Source organism: Bacteroides sp. 4_1_36 (assembly GCF_003466325.1).
GTDB lineage: Bacteria > Bacteroidota > Bacteroidia > Bacteroidales > Bacteroidaceae > Bacteroides > Bacteroides uniformis.
Window position 1 is genome coordinate 17976 of the sequence record NZ_QSOX01000010.1, and the last position, 19643, is coordinate 37618.

15 protein-coding genes are annotated in these 19643 nt (G+C 44.6%); 7 read left to right on the forward strand and 8 right to left on the reverse strand.

Annotation, left to right across the window (positions count from 1 at the left end):
• Positions 1–108 precede the first annotated feature (108 nt).
• The 4 genes from DXD65_RS10990 (at position 109) to DXD65_RS11005 (ending at position 1676) form a co-directional block, all read left to right on the forward strand.
• Positions 109–525: a hypothetical protein gene (locus DXD65_RS10990; RefSeq protein ID WP_008766698.1), complete on the forward strand. Its 417-nt coding sequence runs from the start codon at positions 109–111 to the stop codon at positions 523–525.
• A 214-nt stretch (positions 526–739) separates the two neighbouring features.
• On the forward strand, positions 740–1069 hold the full coding sequence (locus DXD65_RS10995) for a helix-turn-helix domain-containing protein (RefSeq protein WP_008766699.1): 330 nt from the start codon (positions 740–742) through the stop codon (positions 1067–1069).
• A 5-nt stretch (positions 1070–1074) separates the two neighbouring features.
• Positions 1075–1368, forward strand: a complete 294-nt coding sequence (locus DXD65_RS11000) for a helix-turn-helix domain-containing protein (RefSeq protein WP_008766700.1) — start codon at positions 1075–1077, stop codon at positions 1366–1368.
• Positions 1365–1676, forward strand: coding sequence for a helix-turn-helix domain-containing protein (locus DXD65_RS11005; protein WP_008766701.1), 312 nt, complete (start codon positions 1365–1367; stop codon positions 1674–1676). Before DXD65_RS11000 ends, DXD65_RS11005 begins: the two co-directional genes overlap by 4 nt.
• Positions 1677–1735: 59 nt before the next feature.
• On the opposite strand, the gene DXD65_RS11010 is transcribed toward DXD65_RS11005, so the two are convergent.
• The 5 genes from DXD65_RS11010 to cas9 form a co-directional block, all read right to left on the reverse strand.
• A complete protein-coding gene (locus DXD65_RS11010) occupies positions 1736–3043 on the reverse strand; it encodes a site-specific integrase (RefSeq protein ID WP_008766702.1) in 1308 nt (435 codons plus the stop codon).
• 22 nt (positions 3044–3065) lie between these two features.
• A complete protein-coding gene (locus DXD65_RS11015) occupies positions 3066–4289 on the reverse strand; it encodes a site-specific integrase (RefSeq protein ID WP_008766703.1) in 1224 nt (407 codons plus the stop codon).
• A 519-nt stretch (positions 4290–4808) separates the two neighbouring features.
• Positions 4809–5141, reverse strand: a complete 333-nt coding sequence (gene cas2 / locus DXD65_RS11020) for a CRISPR-associated endonuclease Cas2 (protein WP_035448785.1) — start codon at positions 5139–5141, stop codon at positions 4809–4811.
• On the reverse strand, positions 5141–6070 hold the full coding sequence (gene cas1, locus DXD65_RS11025; protein WP_117887631.1) for a type II CRISPR-associated endonuclease Cas1: 930 nt from the start codon (positions 6068–6070) through the stop codon (positions 5141–5143). Before cas1 ends, cas2 begins: the two co-directional genes overlap by 1 nt.
• Positions 6071–6532: 462 nt before the next feature.
• A complete protein-coding gene (cas9, locus tag DXD65_RS11035) occupies positions 6533–10816 on the reverse strand; it encodes a type II CRISPR RNA-guided endonuclease Cas9 (protein ID WP_117887632.1) in 4284 nt (1427 codons plus the stop codon).
• A gap of 492 nt (positions 10817–11308) precedes the next feature.
• Here cas9 and DXD65_RS11040 point away from each other — a divergent pair, with 492 nt between their 5' ends.
• The gene (locus DXD65_RS11040; RefSeq protein ID WP_117887633.1) at positions 11309–11947 is read left to right on the forward strand and encodes an HU family DNA-binding protein; all 639 of its coding nucleotides are present in this window, start codon (positions 11309–11311) and stop codon (positions 11945–11947) included.
• A 118-nt stretch (positions 11948–12065) separates the two neighbouring features.
• A complete protein-coding gene (nudC, locus tag DXD65_RS11045) occupies positions 12066–12872 on the forward strand; it encodes an NAD(+) diphosphatase (RefSeq protein ID WP_016274387.1) in 807 nt (268 codons plus the stop codon).
• Between the two features lie 290 nt (positions 12873–13162).
• Here the strand turns inward: nudC and DXD65_RS11050 are convergent, their stop codons facing one another.
• The 3 genes from DXD65_RS11050 to DXD65_RS11060 form a co-directional block, all read right to left on the reverse strand.
• Complete coding sequence (locus DXD65_RS11050; RefSeq protein ID WP_117887634.1) at positions 13163–14905, reverse strand: phospho-sugar mutase; 1743 nt, start codon at positions 14903–14905, stop codon at positions 13163–13165.
• A gap of 81 nt (positions 14906–14986) precedes the next feature.
• Positions 14987–16630 (reverse strand): C69 family dipeptidase, encoded by a 1644-nt coding sequence (locus DXD65_RS11055; protein WP_035448792.1) that lies wholly within the window; start codon positions 16628–16630, stop codon positions 14987–14989.
• Between the two features lie 36 nt (positions 16631–16666).
• Positions 16667–18334, reverse strand: coding sequence for a M23 family metallopeptidase (locus DXD65_RS11060; protein ID WP_035448794.1), 1668 nt, complete (start codon positions 18332–18334; stop codon positions 16667–16669).
• Positions 18335–18532: 198 nt separating this feature from the next.
• On the opposite strand from DXD65_RS11060, the gene ald reads away from it, so the two are divergent.
• Positions 18533–19639, forward strand: coding sequence for an alanine dehydrogenase (gene ald / locus DXD65_RS11065; protein WP_035448795.1), 1107 nt, complete (start codon positions 18533–18535; stop codon positions 19637–19639).
• Positions 19640–19643: the final 4 nt, after the last annotated feature.

The following is a 19643-nucleotide window of genomic DNA, read 5'->3' on the forward strand; positions in this document are numbered from 1 at the left end:
AGCGTGCATTCACCTATTCCTGTTAAGGGCATTCCAGAGCCTCCATTAGAAATAGCGTGGATTGCACGCTTCTTTTTTACAGTTTCCGGTTGAAAAAGAATTAAAGCTATGGCAAGGATTCAAGTTGTGACGGCAATAACATTGGACGGTTTCCTTCCGGAACCGGCCGGAGCACTTGTGTCCTGGGTAAGAAACGACAGGCGGGGTTTCCCCTTTTGGCGTGAACGCTGCTCGGCCCTTATATTGCCCCATTCCATCCTTGATTTGCTTTGCGAGAAAGACAACAGGGACGATTCATTCATTTACCTTGCTGAAATCATAGAACCGGAATCGGTGGAGCTGCTTCGCGGGCTTTTCCTCTATGATCTTGTTGATGAACTTGTGGTTTACCAGCTGCCGTTTTCTGCCGGACAAGGGATTCCCGTGTTGAATACATTCCGACCACAACATTGGGAACTGCATAAAACCACCTCTTTTTCCAACGGCATCTGCCGTCTGATCTACCGCAAATCTTGCAAGATGTAACTTGCATTTTGCGAAAAAACTTGCATTTTGCAAGAACATTTTCATCTCCACTTTTCATACTAAAAATTTTTATTCCGCTGTATTTCAATGGAATGCCAATGCCATTCAGTGAAATACATGGTCATTGGTACGCCATTAGCCCTATATGTAGTATAACCTGTTGCGCGACAAGGTGTAAGCAAAACTATTATTTACACTAAAGACAGAATGCATTATGCTACAGATAAACAGCGAAAGTGTCCAAATAATGCTCATGCAAATCATGGAACGGTTTGATAGGATCGACCGTACCCTGGAGCGGATGAACAAGTTGAAAGAGTGTCTGGAAGGCGACACACTTCTGGATAACTATGACCTTTGCCAATTGCTCGGTATCACCAAACGCACGCTGGCACGTTACCGCCAGAAGAAGTATGTCACCTATTACATGATTGACGGACGGACTTACTACAAGGCCTCCGAAGTGGAAGCGTTCCTCAACCAAAAAGGGAAGGTGTTGCCCCCAAAACTGAAAAATCGGATGGATGTTCAACTCAAAAAATGACTGGTATGGAAATAGTATGTATCGACAAACAGACGTTCGATGAACTTCGGGTACGTTTCGGCAAACTGGAGGAAAAGGTAATGGGTATGTGCCGTCCGGTGGAAGACCTCGGCTTAAAAAAGTGGCTTGACAACCAGGAGGTGTGCGAGATATTGCGCATATCCAAAAAGACGCTTCAGGTGTACCGTGACAAGGGTATCCTGCCTTACTCACGCATCAAGCACAAGATTTTCTTCAAAACCGAAGACGTACACAAACTATTGGAATCGAATTACTACCACTTAAAACGAGAACTATGAGCTATCATTTTTTAGAACGGAAAGACCCGCGTGTCGATGTCCTGTTTCAGGGACTTGACAATATGGAGCGGTTAATCGCAGCGATGGAGGACACCCCTAAATCCGTATTCCACGGCGAACGTTTCCTGACGGACGAGGAACTATCCAAAATTCTGAGGGTCAGCAGACGGACATTGCAGGAATACCGCACACTTGGTGTTGTCCCTTACTATCTGGTACAGGGCAAGGCTCTCTACAAGGAATCGGACATCCTTAAAATATTGGAAGATTCCTACAAGCGGTGCAAGGAAGATATGCGGTGGGTGTGACATGACAAAACGGAGAAACGGCCCGTTCATAGGGACATGCGTTTCTCCGTTCTTGATTTTCAGATAGCGCGGGGGGGCCTTTTTCTGCCTTTCCGAGCGGTGAAATCCTCCTCGCAAAGTTCAGTCGTGCTGCTGAAACCGCTTGCTTTCAAAGCCTTCATGTCCTCGTCCACTTTCTTGTCCGTCACCTGCGCGTAAAGTTGCGTTGTAGAAATCGACATGTGTCCCATCATGCGGCTAACCGTCTCTATCGGGACTCCGAGTGAGAGTGTGACATGGGTTCCGAAATTATGCCGGGCCTGGTGGAAGGTCAAATCGAAACCGTACACCTTTCCCAGTTCCCGCGTCAGCAGGATAAAATAGCCGCGGCGGTAAACATTGAACACATTATCCCCTTGTCGCTGGTTCCGGTATTTTTCAATGATTCGTAAGGGAATATCCAACAGGCGGACGGATGAAAGCGTGTCTGTCTTTTGACGGCGTATGTGAATCCACCATGCGCCGTCTTCGGACTGTGTGATGTCACTTGTCTTCAACCTTTTCAAGTCCGCGTAAGCCAGTCCGGTAAAGGTCGAAAACAGGAACATGTCCCTCACGAATTGCAGTTGAGGTTTCTCCACGGGAGTCTCCATAAGTTTCTTGAGGTCTTCCAGCTTCATGTGGCGGCTCTTCCGTCGTGGCAACGCAGGGTGGAGACGGCAGTACGGGTCACGGCGGAGCGTTCCCTGGCTGACTGCCAGTTTGGTCATCTTTTTCAGGCGGTACAGATGCTCATGCACGGTCTTGGGCATCATGTGGCAGTCCTTGCAAAGGAACAGTTCAAAATCATCATAGAAATTCTTGTCAAGGCTACGTAGCGTGACATCTTCCACGCCTTTCTTATCCTTGATGAAAGCGGAAAGGTGCTTGTACGATCTCAAGTAAGAATCAAGCGTTTCCTTGATGCGGTCCAGCCCAACACGTCTTCTGAAATCTTCGTTATGTTCCCGGAAGAGAGCCAGCAGGGTAAGCGGTTTCAGCCCGACACCCATTACGGCGTTCTTCACCAGTTCCGCCGTGATGAATCCCAGGCTGTTCTTAATCCGGTTGTAATGTCCGGTAATCTCCTCCGTCAATTCGTCTATGGCACGGTTCACTGTCACCGCATTCGCACTGCGTCCGTTGGCAAGGCCTTTTTCCGGATTCCAGATGTCGGGATTGACGGATACCTTCGTGCCAATCTGTTCCCATTCGGCATCAATGCTTACCTTGCACAATAATTGACAGGTTCCGTCCTTGCGCATTTTGGTGCGGTTGATATAAAACAGTATCGCGAATGTACTGCGATGTCTGATGGTTTTGTCTGCATGTTCACTTTTCTTTTTCATCTTATTGCGTTTTAGTCGTTTGTCAAATAACCACGGAGAAGCGTTCCGCTATCCTCTCGTTCAGCACACGGGTGTCGGCATTTATCTTGTCGTCAGTCACTTTGGCATAGATTTGGGTCGTCTCAATCCGGGCGTGTCCCAACATCTTGCTGACCGTTTCAAGCGGAACCCCATGTCCGAGCGTGATTTCGGTCGCATAGGTATGGCGGCCGGCATGAAAAACCAGCGGACAGTCTATGTCACAGAGTTTTGCGATACGTTTTAAGTTAAGGTTCATCGTGCTGTTGGAATACATGGGTAGCAGTTTCCCGTCCGGCGCTGTGTCCCTGTATTTCTCCATGATATGTAACGGCAGGTCCAGCAGGGGGATTTCAAACTCGACTCCGGTTTTCCGGCGCGAGCTTCTGATCCACCATGTGCCGTCATCGGCAAGTGACAGATGCTCTTTCGACAGAAGCCGCATATCACTGTACGGGATGCCGGTGTAGCATGAGAAGAGGAACAAATCCCGTGTGAGATAAAGGTTCGGTCTGTGAAGAGGCATGGTCATAAGCCGTTGCAGTTCCTCGGATGTGAGATACCTCCGTTTCTGTTTCGGGCGCACGGGTTCATAGCCGGTAAACGGGTAGGTGGTGATGATGCCGTCCGCTACGGCTTCACCAACGATGATTTTCAACTGCACGGTCAGGTTGATAATCGTTCCCGGAGAGAGGCGACAATCTGTCCGAAGGTGCGAATCGTAATCCTGTATGAAGGAGAGGGTCAATGCCGAAAACGGGATATCCGACAAGTTGTACTTTTCCCGCATGAACCTTTCCACATGGTTGTAGGCGTTCCGATAGCTTCTCAAACTGCCTTCGGTCCGGTTTACACCCACGCGCTTCGCGAAGTTCTCAATAAACGTGCGGAAGTAGCTCAATAACGTTGTCTGTTCACCAGCCATACCCAACAGCAGACTTTTGACATCATCCGCAGTCACACTGTCACGAACAACCGACAGTTCAGCATAGATTCCCAATGCCATCGCACGGATTTCATCCAGCCGATTGTTGATTTCCTTCGCCTTCACACTTTTGCCTGAAGCACGCCCCGAACTCCATATTGCCTGCGGCACACGGAGTTTCAGGCTGAAAGCCGCTTCAGAATACTTGCCGATGTTCAGCCTTGCCATTACAGGACACATACCATCGGCATCCGCCTCGCTCTTTTTGAGGTAGAACGACACCTTTACATTCGCTTGTTCCATAACCTTTTACTTTGTTTGCAAAATTACCGGATATCGAGCAAATGAACGGCATGACGAATATAGCGGAATATGGAAAGAAGCTCCATGCGTAACATTCAGAACCCGTATTTTTTCCCTTTAGCGAAAAAAGCATTAACTTTGTACTCGCAAAATATGAGTGAAACAGCGTTCTTTACGGTGATGTCAGTGGCAGTGCATAGACCTTTTTCCAATATTGTTTTCGACCTTGAACAGGCAACGGATAAGTAGCAATTTATTTTCCTAACTCCTCCAAAACGGGGCAAAACCATATAATGGACGAATATAGGTAAAACCTACATATCTCCCTTTTATTCCAATAGTTTGCATTATTCCTGCGAAATCCATCCGTATGTGAGCGAGTTTTAGTATCTTTGAACCATTGGAAACAGCTGACTATTCATTATAATCTAATAATCAAATGGTTAAACAATCAATTTGAATCACAAAAAGCAAACAGTTTTCCACTAAAAATCCCACCAACAAGTGGGATTTTTACTTTTAGAATAACTCCAACTGTTGCCCCGGTGTATTCACATCTTGAACTTTTTTCCCATAAAAGAGCTCAATATTACCAAATTGTTTGTCCGTAATACATATAATTCCCACCTGTCCAAACTCCGGTAAGAAAGATTTAACTCTTTTTATGTGCACATCTGCATTTTCACTGCTGGCACAATGTCGTACGTAGATGGAAAACTGAAACATAGTAAATCCATCCTTCTGCAGGTTCTTCCGGAAGTCTGCATACGCCTTCTTATCCTTCTTGGTATCAGTAGGCAAATCAAATAACACCAGTACCCACATAATGCGATATTCACTAAAACGGTCCATTACATTTCCGGATATGCTATTTTACGCAACTCTCCATTAAAACATTTATAAAGAGAAGCTGTTGTTTGTCCCACTGCTATCATTAGCGGACTACGCTTACCTGAAATAATAACATCTAACGACGGAATCGTCAAAAGCTGTCCTTTCAGTTCCTTTGTCAACATCCCATAATCTCCTCCTTTTTTCATAATATCACAAACCAGTTCATCCACATACGGACGATAAGGTTCCATTATATCATCAGCCAAGCAATACGCATTATAACGATTATGATGATGAATGCCTAACGTAGGCAAAAGTCCACTCAATACCAACCCACGTGCCACAACAGCACGCAATATCGCATACCCATAATTCAACAAATTATTAGGTGGAATGCCCTCTCTATCTCTCGTGAAACCATCTATTTTAAATAGGTTTTTCCAATAGTAAGCTGCAGCCCGAGCTTCCAGATTATCAGAATCCCCACTCTTCACATCAGCAGCCCATGCTTTCATGCATCTTATTTCTTCCCCTGCACATTTTTTCAACACAGCTGCCTGATTCTCTATCTTTTGCTTAATGGTTTGTTGCCACAATTGTTTCATCAATGGAAGAGAAGCACCTAATTGTTGACGAAAACGTTCATTCTGAGTTGTATTGCCATACAAAGGAAGCATCAGGCCAACGGGCATACTTTTACTATCGCAGGTTATGATAGCGCAATTATTTTCAAGTAGAGCTTCCAGTACTCCTGAGGTAATCGTAATTTGCTTATTATCCAATACAACTACACCAATATCTTCTATTGGTTTTGTCACTTCTGCCTTTTGTTTAAATCCTCCCGTTAAAGTTTCATTTTTCACTACTTCCGGTAGTTTTATTACTAACTGTGCATTCTTTAAAGATAAATAAATTGGATTTCCAAAATAGAGTGTTTTCTTAATCATAGTACTTCAATTTTAGTGAATATTATTCATCACCTTCTTCAAACGGTAACTGAGGAGACACCCTTTCTGTTCATAAAGTTCTTTCATTCACTCTTGAGCTAATTCTGGGGTCTCAATTTCTTGTACACGATCATAGCCAATCTGGGCTGATCACAGTTTAAAAAGCTCTGCTTTGGGAGAAGGAATAGACTGAATGATACGAAAAAGTCCTTTTATATTTGCCGCTTGGATTTTCCTTCTTTTACCATCTTCAGCAGTCATTTGAACTGGGGTACAATTTGTACCCCAGTTCAAATTCAACATTTCATCTCTTGAACACATTCGCTTTGTATATTGCTTAGCATTGCATTATCTGTCAAAACCTGAACAACATCTAAAATAGAAAAATACCATTGTTGTTCTTCTTCATTCCAGGCGGAACGAATACTCTTGCCTTGAAACAATTTCAATTTATTCTCCATCTCAATATTCCCCTATCATAACAATTTGACCAATATGATTGACTCGGACTTTAATAATTCTGTTCAATATACTTAGAGAAGAAATTCGTTTCCAGGTAATCTCCTGCAATTCTTTCCTATCTGCAACAACTGTTTCTAAATGATGCCTAAACACATAATCTTTAGAGGCTATTTTTTGCACTCTAAACAAGTTTGGACTTATTAAAGCATAATTCTCAGGATTCAGCAAATCAATTTCTTTAGGGTCAAAGCCAGTCTTCTCATTTGGGAACACAAAATACTCGTTTTGCTTCATACTAAAAAGAAACTTCCAACCTTCACTTCTCTTATAATCTTTATCAATAATAGGTTGACTAAGATTTACCCGCGTCACTGCATCAAAGAAAGAAACTACAACCTCTTCAAGTTCAAACTTCAATTCACCATTTTCATCAAATACAGCCTGTCCCTTTTTGTCTAAAACTGGTTTACGATAAATTGCGACATGATGATTATTACCTGTATTAACAAAATCAACCGGAATCCTCCGACTGTCTTTATCTAAAATAAAATTACCATCCTTATCCTTCTTTTCATGAAGTGATTGCGCTTTACTGATACCAAAAACACTCACTCGCTTTATAGTTATACCTTTCTCTTTATTGAGCCATATCGGGTTTTCATCCAGATTGGCAAATGCACTCTTCGCATTACCGTATTCTTTTATGCGATCCTGCAAAAGTTTACGAATTCTCGCATCTACAACTTTATCTACATTCAATTTTTCATCAATAGGTTTTCGTACCGTATAAACCGTTTCAAGCATTACTGTTTTAACCTTTTCCGGAACACACTCGTTCTGCTTAGCATCTAACCAAACAGGTTGCTTGTCCAATGAATTCTTACCAGTAAAAGCTTTCTTCGAATCATTGCCATTTTCTTGCAAACGCCTCAATAATGCATCTCTATAAGCAGGTTTATTTACAGTGGCTATCTTAGCTGCATCAAACGAGGCATTCACTTTCTCCTCTTTAACCACATACTGTTTATGACTACCGTAAACAGTTTCCAAATGCAATTGCCCTCGTGGAGTTTGTTGCTGCTTTTTGTTTATTCCATTTTTCTTTTTTGTTCTATTGAGATTAATTGTAACTACCTTATTCTTGGTCTTAATAGAGATTAGCGTATCATTTAAATGCTTCTTTGCCTCAGCACGAAATTCATCTAAAGACATGGGAGGAATAGCCTTTCCATTTTGAAAATACTTATTTCTTATTGCAGCTTCATTCGTATCAGGCTTAAGACTAGCATTCTTATTATTAAAATACTGGATAAATACATCTTTAGTAAATGCTACTGTCAAAGCATCCATTGCATGATGGCGGTGATCGTTACGCTTAGTCCAATCTTTAATCCTACCTATCAACCTTCCATCATTATCTTCAAAATATTCGACTAATCCCAGTACTTTATATTTTTCCCAATTCAATTCTTTCATAACATCAACAAGTTGCCAATCTTCACGCAATTCATCAGTAATCGCCCCAGTAGTAGCAACCACTCGACGACAAATTTCATTCAACATAGAAAGAGCTTTCTTTGCAATGTACTGTGTATTCCGTAAATCCCTATCAATAAATCCTTCAGGGATTTCACTCTCCTGCATTTTCAATTTTCTAAGTTTAGTTTTCTTATCCCTGAACAGTACCTCGCAACGATTTAAATATTCCTGCAAACCTTGTTCGCCATATTTCTCCTCCACAAAATCATAAGCAGTTTTACTCCCTTTCTCAATATTTATACTTTTCACTTCCAATGTTTTGTTAGAGAAAGAATCATCAAACAAACGAGCCTGTGGAATAATATGCTCAATATCAAAATCCTTACTGAACAATTTTTCTTTGGGAATATAGGTATTAGAATACAAGGTTTTATAACCATTATCTTTCAACTCTTCATACAATTTATAACGAATTATTGCATTACGGCTTACATGAGACATTCCGAAATCATTTTGCAGAATAGCTCTTATCCCTTCGTGCGTTTTTGTTGTATCCACAATAGATTTCGTCAGTTCTTCTCTCTCTTTTGCATTTTTCTTTAATTCGCGAGCCAGTTCAATACGGATTTCATCCGGTTTGCCATAAGTAGTAATAATCGCATTAATCACATTGACCATCTGATTCAGTATCTTCTCAACAACCGGATTACGCAAACTATTCTTAGGAAGAAGCTCTAATTTATCTTTCAATACCTTGTTCTTAATTTCTTCTTTCTTTAATGAGGATTTTGAATGTTTATACCCTGCATATTCACAAGCAACATCATACTGATTTCCATCTTTTAGATGAGGTAATATCTTACGAATTGTTTTTGTACTCAAACTACCATAATCTTCTTGAAAAGTTATATTCGCCAAAATTGAAGCATAATCTTTTTCAAAACCACATAAATCTGCTATCTTTTGAATCAGATTTCCATCTCCGGTCGGCGTACTATCACCCTCAAAAGAGTACAATAAATGCCAAAGTTTAAAGTAAGGTTGCTTGTCCAATTCTTTTTCCGAATCAAAACACAAAACTTCCGTATTCCAACCCAAAGCAGAAAATATCGTTTTTACTTGTTCTACAATTTCGTCAGCTGATTTTTTGAAATTAATAGACTCATGACCAGATATTTCAAGAATCTTACTAAATGCCTGATATAAGGCACTTCCTGTTCTATTTCCATCAATATTTTTAAAATTCAGATTCAGATTCTGAGGATTATTAAATAGCAATTTCAGCACATCTGATTTAGTCAGCTTATCACGGATAAAAAGTTCTTTAGCAAGTAAGCTTTTTTCATCAGCATCCAGAGGACGGCTAACATTCAATTTCAAAGAATCAATATTTTCGGCAGAATCGAGCAGTGTAGTAGAATTATCATCTTGCTTTTTACGTTTATTTTTCACACCAAGCACCGACACCTCTATATCGTTTAAAGTCTGCCATATCTTAAATTCCTGGAATAGAGGTGAAGAACGAGGAATAACCCGACTACCAATAGTTTTAATCTTTTTCTTACCATCTATTTCCACCTCTATCTGCCGCCTTTCAAACTCACAAATATTTATCAAACCTTTCTGACTTTTCAAACGACGTTGATAAAAGATAACGATATCCCGAATTTCCTTTTTCAAATCTTCCGTCAACTCTTTATGAAATTCAGCCTGTTTTTCCCATATCGTATTAAACTCATCCAAATAATCCTGCCTATAAAACACCATATTCCGCAAGCCTATATTAGGATTGTTATCCAAAACAGCCATTTGATACTGTCCAACAGTTTGTCTATTGAAATATAGTTCCTTGCTTCGATCACTAATTGCACCTAAATACCCACTCGAATTACTAATCTGCTCATTTATCTCTTGCAAAACGATTGCAAGTTCTTCAGGATTCATCCTCTCGGAAAGTGCTTTTACTCGCCATTGGAAGTTTTCAAGTTTCAATTCCTCTCTCTTTACTCCCCTTTTAATTCCCACAAGTCTGTATTCTTTTTCTACTCTTCTAGTTTGGGCTTCTTCTTCATTCCAACTATTTTCAACTTCTTTCCATACAAAATACTTCGCTAATATAGCCCAAGTCTGTGACTTATTCTTTCCTCTTACTTCGTCTTTGACTTTATCAATTAAGGAATCTGGATAAAATTGTTTCTGAAAATTCCAAATTCTATCAAATTCAGCTTGCAAATCTGAGCGATAAAAATCAGGGAAATATCTTTTTCCTGCTGTAAGAAGTTGCAAACATAATTCGCCGGGTGTAATACCCTCATCATACATTTTTTTGGCCACTTCCATCCCGTCAATTAAAGTCCCATTTTCTGCTCCTTTGGCCTTCCGACTGCTTTTATAACCACGTTTCTTGTTAATCATTAATAACACACGTGCAAATTGCTCTAATGAAATCTCTTCTACAGCAGCTTTCGCTCTTAAGCGATATGTTTCAAAAGTCGTTCTATTACCATTTTCAGACAATATCGTTTCATCGGTAATGAAATTATATTCTTTCAAGACCTCAATCAGATTTTCACGCCGCAGTTTATAGCGCTGCAAATTACGTCGCATACTTCGACCTGCTGTCCTATCTGCATTTGTAGTGATACTCTTCCCCTTTTCAAAATTCTGCAATTCGTCCACCGTTAAAGGGTTTACTCGCACACCAAGCTTAATTATTGACGATTTCTCTTCGCTCGTTTCTGCCTCATTAACTAATGCCCAGCCAATGCTACTGGTCCCCAAATCCAACCCCAATATTTTTTTCATAACAATAATTTAAAGTTAATTTCCACAAATGTAAAAAAAGCATTTGAAAAGATTGCAGGATATATCATTTTTATTCTTATCTTTGTCGTACTAAAATGAAGCAAATCACAATAAGGATTATTCCGTTGTGAAGACATTAGGTTCCCTCGTCCTTAACGGGGGATTTTTTATTTCAATAAACGAGTTTTTCCATCAAAGAAACTACTTTTTCTTTCCTTAAAAAACTTCCTGCCTACTAAAACTTTCCTCCCCAAACACTACCCTTCGTATCACAATATTTTATACCTTTGTTCACTAAGAATTAATCGTCCCATACCCATTTCTGTTTCGTCCGACAGCTGTCGGACGATAATTAAACAACTGTTGGACGATAATGCAACAGTTGTCGGACGATTAGTTTTTAGGAAGAAGAAAATTAATCTGCTTAGCGACAAAAATAATTCCCCGAAGCGACGAGAACTGTTTATCGCTATAAACAAAAATAAATATCTTATGAGCGCGTATTACGACCTTTACGAAACGCCTTCGCCCGACGGGAAAGAAGACAAGAAATCACTCCATGCACGTATCTGCCCGAAAAGGACTTATACCCAAAAGGAGTTTGTGGAACATATTGCAACTTTCCAACATCTGCCCAAGAATGTGATAGGGGCAGCATTGGATGCCTGCATTGACGAGTTGTGCGACCTCCTTGCCAACGGAAACATCGTGGAGCTGGGAGAACTCGGATTCTTCAGCACTTCACTGAAATGCTTGCGCGAGACCGACGACGAGAAAAAGAAAATCCGCTCCGAATCCGTCCAATTCCAAAACGTACACCTGCGCATCAGCAGCACGTTCCGCAACAACATCAAGAAGAAAATGACGTTGGAACGTGTACACTCCACTACCAAGAAATCGAAAAAAGTAGTAGAGACCACCGAAGAAACAAGAAAAACCGAACTGGAACTGTTCCTCAAGCAGAATGTATGTATCAACAAGAACGAATACATCCAGCTAAGCGGACTAACCAGACATGCCGCCATAGACGAACTAAACAACTTCATCCGGCAAGGGTTCCTGCGCCGCCGCGGAATGGGAAGGTCAACGGTCTATGTACGACAAGAAAAAGACACAGCAAACGAAATTTAGGGGGGAGGCGAACACAGAGATACAAAGACATAGAAATTAATGCTTTATCTCTTTGAAAAGAATCTCTATGCCTTTGTATTTTCGTGTTCATCCCCCCCAAATAATAAAACAACAAACAATGGAAAAATCAACAGAACCCCAACCCTCCACGCAGTGGTTCGTCTTCTTCAAAGACCAACTGCTGCTGAAAAAAGGATATACAGACAAAGGAGAAATAAAATACAGCGTACCCGTCAGTATAGAGCCTCCTCTGACACCGGAAGCCGGAAGTAATATACACGAAGTGTTCCCCCCCAACGGCAAGCAAGTACGTGCATTCGCCTTGGAACAGCCCGTGGCCGAAACCGACGAATGGGTCATGATAGGCCTGCGCGCATCGTACGACTACATCTCGCCGGACGAGTACCGTTCTGCAGGAAAGGCCTTCCAGATACTCTATTGGGACGAGCACAGCCACTTCTGCCCCGTGTGTGGCACCGCCATGGAGCACCAGACCCCCATCATGAAGAAGTGTCCCAACTGCGGCAATGAGATGTACCCTCCCGTTTCCACCGCCATCATCGTACTGATACGCAAAGGAGACGAAATCCTGCTGGTGCATGCCCGGAACTTCCGAGGAACCTTCTACGGACTGGTGGCAGGCTTCCTCGAAGCCGGCGAGACACTGGAAGAATGTGTGGAACGGGAAGTTTTTGAGGAAACGGGGCTGAAGGTAAAGAACATCACCTACTTCAGCAACCAGCCCTGGCCCTACCCCAGCGGATTGATGGTGGGTTTCATTGCCGACTACGAAAGCGGGGAGATAAAACTGCAGGAAGATGAGCTGACCGCTGCCGCCTTCTATTCCAAAGACAACCTGCCCGAAATTCCACGAAAACTGAGTATCGCAAGAAGGCTGATAGACTGGTGGATGGAGAACAATTAAAAATTAAAGAATTAAAAAGAGGGGGGGAAGAAATTTTAAAAAGCAGATTGCGGAAAACACACACTCACAAACGAACAACTACGAATGAAACGACTCTCATTCACATCAACCAATCGGTGTGTAACCGCAATCTGCCTATACTTAACTTCCCTGCAAACGTTTTGTTCATCAACCATCGGGTTTAAGTCTTTATTTAAGTTTTCTTTCAACACAGAAGCAAAAGGAAGAGGCGCAGCCCTCACGGGTTACGCCTCTCCGAACACTATATACACATTTTTTCCTCTTTCCTATCAAATGCCGAGTGACTTGCGCACTGCCTCCACTTTCTTCTCAGCTTCGGCATCGGCGCTGGTATAGCATTTCGGACAACCCATCTCGCCCTTCACCTCGATATAGAACTTAATCTTCGGTTCCGTACCGGAAGGACGGACAGAAATCTTCGTGCCGTCTACAGTGAAATATTGAAGTACATTGGAAGTCTCGGGCATATCCAGCTTGCTTACGTTGCCCTGGGCATCAGTAAGTTCCAGCGTCTTGTAATCCTTAATCAGACTGACAGCCGAACCGCCGATTTCCTTCGGAGGATTGGCACGGAAGTTATCCATCATCGCCTTGATTTCCTCGGCACCGCTCTTACCCGGTTTCACCACATTCACGGTGGTTTCCTTTGAGAATCCATATTCTACATAGATTTCCATCAATACGTCATAGAGCGTCTTACCCTGGTCTTTGGCCCAAGCACAGATTTCGGCCAGCAAGGAGCAGGCAGAAACCGCATCTTTATCACGGACAAAGTCTTCGGCCAGGAAGCCATAGCTTTCTTCACCACCACCGATATACTGCTGCTTGCCTTCGCTCAGACGGATTTCGCGAGCAATCCACTTGAAGCCGGTGTAGCAGTCGCGCATTTCAATCTTGTTCTTGTCTGCCACAGCCTTGATGAGTTCAGTGGTCACGATGGTCTTCACGATGAAGTCGTTTGGCTGCATCTTGCCCATTGCAATACGGTTCTTGATGATGTAGTACAAGAAAATGAGACAAGTCTGGTTACCATTAATAAGCACCCACTCGCCCTTATCGTCCTTGCAGGCCATACCGACACGGTCGGCATCCGGGTCACTTGCCATCACGATGTCAGCGTCAATCTTCTTGGCCAGCGCAATGGCCATGGAAAGGGCTTCGGCATTTTCGGGATTCGGAGAAACCACCGTTGGGAAATTGCCGTCCTTCACCATCTGTTCGGGCACGCAGTTGATATTCTCAAATCCCCACTCCTTCAATGAGTCCGGAATGAGCACGCGGCCTGCGCCATGAAGCGGAGTATACACAATGCTGAGGTCTTTCTGGCGACGGATGACTTCGGGGTCGATGGAGATGGAGTGAACCATGTCCAGATAAACCTTATCCACTTCCTTGCCGATAATCTGAATCAAGTCCTTGTTGCCGTTGAACTTGATGTCGGGCACCGTCACCTTATTTACCTCGTCTATGATGGCTGTATCGTGCGGAGCGAGCACCTGCGCACCGTCATCCCAATAAGCCTTGTAGCCGTTGTATTCTCTGGGGTTGTGGCTGGCTGTAATGTTGATACCGCTCTGGCAGCCGAAGTGGCGAATGGCAAATGAAACTTCGGGCGTAGGACGAAGGTCATCAAAAAGATATACCTTGATGCCGTTTGCAGAGAAGATGTCGGCAGAAATCTTTGCGAACTTGTCGCTATTGTTGCGGCAGTCGTGCCCCACAACAACGGAAATATCCTTCTTTCCGGCAAAACATTTGTTCAGATAGTTGGACAAGCCCTGTGTTGCGGCACCTACGGTGTAGATGTTCATGCGGTTTGTACCGGCACCCATGATGCCACGCAGACCACCCGTTCCAAACTCCAGGTCTTTGTAAAAACTGTCTATCAATTCGGTTTTATCTGGATTTTCCAACATGCGTTTCACTTCTGCCTGAGTTTCGGCATCATATGCCGGGGTAAGCCATTTTTCGGCTTTCTCAGTCACCTGCTTAATCAGTTCCTGATTTTCCATAAGACTGTTATTGTTTTAAGGGTTAATATAAACTTTTTTGTAAGACACAAATGTAGAAGAATAAGTTCAAATATCCTAATTTTATTCAGGCATTTTATATCTGTCTCCCGTCTGCTTAACATACTCTTCAAGGAACTCCTTCGGGTATCCCGGGCGGATTACGCCTGCCGGCTGGCCGATGGAATTACGTTCGAATTGACCGTTTTTCATACGTTTGACAACGCCGTCATTATACTTTACGACAAGAAACTCGCCAAGACGTTTCCAAGTATCGAAAGTGCTTTGGGCAGTCATGTTCGTATAGTTGGTAAGGAATGCCTTTGCTTTGGCAGGGTCTTTTTCCAGTAGTTTGGCAGCAGCAGCCTCAACGCCTTCCTGCGCTTCGTTGAAGGTTGTCTCCAACTCTGTCTGAGTGGCACGCACGTCGCCCATCATCAAGTCATAACGGGGATAAACCATATTGGCCACCCAGTTGAAAATCCAGAAAGCGGAGTTCCAGGAGAAAGTGATGTAATCGGCGCCGTCCACACGGGTGTAGCATACGGGAACCTTGTCCGTACAGCAGTATACGGGCGTAAATACCGTCATGTTGGCATCATCTGTGCCGAACCACAATACTCCACCGATAGGATCGGGCAACTCGGAGCGCATCTGTGCCACGAATACGAAACCGCTCTGCTGGGTGGAGATGGGACGTTCATTGAAGTATTCCTGGTCACCCACCTTGAAAGAAAGCGGGGAAAGGCGGTACGGGGTATGATACGGGCCTGCGCCGAAATCTTTGCTGATGTCGAGAGGAGTACCTTCATAATGGTCGCGCATGGCGTTCTTCACATCCTGCACGGAAACCTTGCGGTTGGGCTTCACAAACAGAGGCATCGGAGTGTTCGTCTCACCTAATATATAAGGCAGGAACTCGTTGCCACGGTCGGTAAACATATTGAAATAGCTCCATACACGGGCCTCGCAATAGCGACGGGCACCGAAATCGAGCGGAGCGTAGGCATCGGCAAAGCTGAAATCCTTGTTCACACCGTCAAAATAGCCCTTCTCGCGTGCAAAGGAGATGACGTCGGCGGAGTACATACAGTTCTCCTTGTCGTTCATGTTGAACTGATGAATGCGGCTCTGGTTGGCATGAGCAGAGATACAATCATCGGGCACGCGGACAGCCACCCATACGGCACCGCGCACACCGGGTCCCTTGCCAATCATCTCCATAATCCATATTTCGTTGGGGTCGGCAATGGTAAAAGACTCGCCACTGCTGTAATAGCCGTATTCCTGCACCAACTCCGTCATCACCTTAATGGCCTCGCGGGCGGTGCGTGAGCGTTGCAGACCGAGGTAAATCAGGCTGCCATAGTCGATGATGCCGGTGGTATCCACCAGCTCGGGACGTCCGCCGAATGTCGTCTCACCGATAGTGAGCTGGAACTCATTCATATTGCCGATGACATTGTACGTCTGGCGGGCCTGCTCTATCTGCCCGAGGTATTTGCCGGTGTCCCACTCGTGTATGTCAATCAGCGTACCTTTCTTGTGCATACCGGCAGGATAATGATATAACTCGCCGAACAAACCATAAGAATCGGCAGAATAGGAAACAATGGTAGAACCGTCCGCAGAAGCGTTCTTGCCCACGATAAGATTGGTGCAGGCCAGCGCATTCGCCACGGCTGCCACAACAAACAAGACGAAAAGAGTCAGTCTTTTACTTTTCATACTTCTAAATTATAATGTTACTAAATATTTCAGTCTTTACCATACAAATTCAAACTGTCCGGTGGTACGGTTGCCACAGCCATCCGTCACCGTCATCTCCACCACATGCTTGCCGCCTTTCTCCACATGTTTCGGGTCGAGCTCGCACACCAGGTTACCACTGATGGAATTGGGCTTTCCAAACAAGGCATACTTCCCGTCAATCGTACCCCGATAGGTATTGATGCCGGTTTCCTTGTCCTTGGCCTTGAAGATGATTTTTCCCGTACGTCCCCATTGGGCTTGGTTTAGGGGAGTTATCACCGGCGGAACCGTATCCACCGCCACGGTATAAGTCCCCAAATCCCGTATACGCACTTTCATGACACCATCCTCATACTTACCGCCAATACGATATTTTCCACCGCGTGCCGTTACGCCCGCCACATAATATTTGGCCATATCCTCCACCGGACGCCGGCGCAAGCCGATACGCAAATCGCAGGTACCGTGCATAGGAATACGGGTATCGTTCAATTGATAGGTGAAAGCGATGTCGCCACTATCAGCCCGCACGGAGTAGTTCAGCAAGACGTCATCGTAGAGCATTCCTTTCGGGATAACCAACTCCAGCCCCGGCTCCTGCAGATAGTTCACCTTGTCCCATTTGAGGGCGTATTTCTCACGATGTTCCACCGGAGCAATTATCGTCTTCTGTCCCTGCACTGTGAAGCGGACCTTGGAGATATTTCCCAGCGCATCTCTCAGCGTATAGACAAACCGGTAAGGGCGTTCTTCGTTGATGTCCACCAGTCCGCGATTGCCGTTGGATGCCTGCAGCATGCGAAGGCGGTTGCCCGGCTCTATGAAAGACTTCATGTACTGACCGTGTGTCCACGAATTGATATAGCGGTTCTCCTCATAGGCAAAGCGGTCTACCGTACTGCGGAAGACTTCCTCGCCGTCCACTTCGAGAATCACCGCCTTCACGCCATATTTATTCTGCACTCCGTCCATATAATCGTAGGCACGGATGCCAGCACCAATCAGTCCCCAGGCGATAATGGGTTTCGTAGGATGTGCCGGAAAAGCCCGTCGCGTCTGCTTGCCTTCCACCACTCCTTTTCCCGGCTGAGGAAACAGCATGATACCTTCGGCACGCGGGGCAGTCTTGTCCTTCACCTTGTCCATGAAGAAAGGCAGCGGGTCTATATATTCGTCCGTAGCCGTCTCTATCATATCCAGATGCAGGTGCGGACCGAAAGAGTATCCGGTGTTTCCGCTCAAAGCTATTATCTGACCGGCCTTCACGGGATATTCATCGGGTTCGGGAGTAATTTCCACCTCCCAACTTTCTTTCTCGTACTGCAAGTCTTCAACCCGGCGGGCCACATCGCCCACAAAGGCACTCAAATGGCGGTTTATCGTCGAATAACCATTGTCATAAGCCACATCGAGCACATAGCCCGAACCGTGGGTAACGCGGATACGCGAAATATATCCGTCGGCCAGAGCGCGTACCGGCTTGCCTATGGTTCCACCGGTCTTGAAATCCAGTCCGCCATGAAAATGGTTGGCACGTATCTCGCCGAAGTTACCGGAGAAGGTGATGGGGAAATCAAAAGGCGGGGTGAAGGAGGTCTTGTCTGTATCGGTTTCTTGGGCATAGCCGCTTTGCACACTACCAATAAAGAACAAAAGAGAGAAAAATATAGGATATTTCATATTTTGTACAGTCAATATTATTTTAAATGCATGCAAATATAAAAAGAATAGTTCTCTCTACCTACAGAAAGGTGCAATTATCATTGATTAAAACATGCATAAAAATTCTGTTGAAGAACATAGATACACCGATAACACCCAAGCCGGGAAATCGCTATATTGCGCCATGTTTAACCCCCCAATTAAAACTTTAAGGTTATGATTATCGGAGTACCTAAAGAAATCAAGAACAACGAGAACCGCGTGGGCATGACCCCTGCCGGAGTAGCCGAGTTGGTAAAAAAAGGTCATACGGTGTATGTGCAGGCCACGGCAGGCGCAAACAGCGGTTTCTCCGACGATGACTACATCGCCGTAGGTGCAAAGACTTTACCGACCATTGAAGACACGTATGCCGCAGCCGACATGATTGTCAAGGTAAAGGAACCTATTACACCGGAGTACAAACTGATTAAAAAGGGACAAGTGGTATTCACCTATTTCCACTTTGCAGCCGATAAATTACTGACCGAAGCCATGATTGAAAGCGGTGCCGTCTGCATCGCCTACGAAACCGTGGAAAAAGAAGACCGTTCACTTCCGCTGCTTACCCCCATGAGCGAGGTGGCAGGACGTATGGCTACCCAAGTAGGAGCCCGCTTCCTTGAAAAGCCACAAGGCGGCAAGGGAAAACTGATGGGCGGAGTAACGGGCGTACGTCCCGCACGCGTACTTATCCTTGGAGGTGGTATCGTGGGCACCAATGCCGCACAGATAGCTGCCGGAATGGGTGCCGAGGTACTGATTGCCGACATCAACCTTCCCCGCCTGCGCTACCTGAGTGAAGTGATGCCGAAAAACGTAAAGACACTCTATTCTTCCACCCATAACATCAAGATGGAATTGCCGAACATCGACATGGTAGTAGGTTCCGTCCTCATCCCCGGTGACAAGGCCCCGCATCTCATCACCCGCGAAATGCTGAAGATGATGAAACCCGGCACCGTACTCGTGGACGTAGCCATCGACCAGGGCGGTTGTTTCGAGACCTCCCATCCCACTACGCACAGCGATCCTACCTACATTGTGGATGGAATTGTGCACTACGCCGTTGCCAATATCCCCGGCGCCGTACCCTTCACCTCCACCATGGCACTGACAAATGCCACCCTGCCCTACACCGTTGCCCTGGCATGCAAAGGCTGGAGACAAGCCTGCAAGGACGACCCGGCTCTGGCGCAAGGATTGAACGTAGTGGAAGGCAAAGTAACATACAAAGCTGTAGCCGACGTCTTCGGGCTGAAATATGAGGCGATTGAGTTATAAGTTA

Coding starts and splice junctions, on each gene's coding strand:
- DXD65_RS10990 (WP_008766698.1), top strand. CDS start 109: ATGGCAAGGATTCAAGTTGTGACGGCAATAACATTGGACGGTTTCCTT.
- DXD65_RS10995 (WP_008766699.1), top strand. CDS start 740: ATGCTACAGATAAACAGCGAAAGTGTCCAAATAATGCTCATGCAAATC.
- DXD65_RS11000 (WP_008766700.1), top strand. CDS start 1,075: ATGGAAATAGTATGTATCGACAAACAGACGTTCGATGAACTTCGGGTA.
- DXD65_RS11005 (WP_008766701.1), top strand. CDS start 1,365: ATGAGCTATCATTTTTTAGAACGGAAAGACCCGCGTGTCGATGTCCTG.
- DXD65_RS11010 (WP_008766702.1), bottom strand. CDS start 3,043: ATGAAAAAGAAAAGTGAACATGCAGACAAAACCATCAGACATCGCAGT.
- DXD65_RS11015 (WP_008766703.1), bottom strand. CDS start 4,289: ATGGAACAAGCGAATGTAAAGGTGTCGTTCTACCTCAAAAAGAGCGAG.
- cas2 (WP_035448785.1), bottom strand. CDS start 5,141: ATGGACCGTTTTAGTGAATATCGCATTATGTGGGTACTGGTGTTATTT.
- cas1 (WP_117887631.1), bottom strand. CDS start 6,070: ATGATTAAGAAAACACTCTATTTTGGAAATCCAATTTATTTATCTTTA.
- cas9 (WP_117887632.1), bottom strand. CDS start 10,816: ATGAAAAAAATATTGGGGTTGGATTTGGGGACCAGTAGCATTGGCTGG.
- DXD65_RS11040 (WP_117887633.1), top strand. CDS start 11,309: ATGAGCGCGTATTACGACCTTTACGAAACGCCTTCGCCCGACGGGAAA.
- nudC (WP_016274387.1), top strand. CDS start 12,066: ATGGAAAAATCAACAGAACCCCAACCCTCCACGCAGTGGTTCGTCTTC.
- DXD65_RS11050 (WP_117887634.1), bottom strand. CDS start 14,905: ATGGAAAATCAGGAACTGATTAAGCAGGTGACTGAGAAAGCCGAAAAA.
- DXD65_RS11055 (WP_035448792.1), bottom strand. CDS start 16,630: ATGAAAAGTAAAAGACTGACTCTTTTCGTCTTGTTTGTTGTGGCAGCC.
- DXD65_RS11060 (WP_035448794.1), bottom strand. CDS start 18,334: ATGAAATATCCTATATTTTTCTCTCTTTTGTTCTTTATTGGTAGTGTG.
- ald (WP_035448795.1), top strand. CDS start 18,533: ATGATTATCGGAGTACCTAAAGAAATCAAGAACAACGAGAACCGCGTG.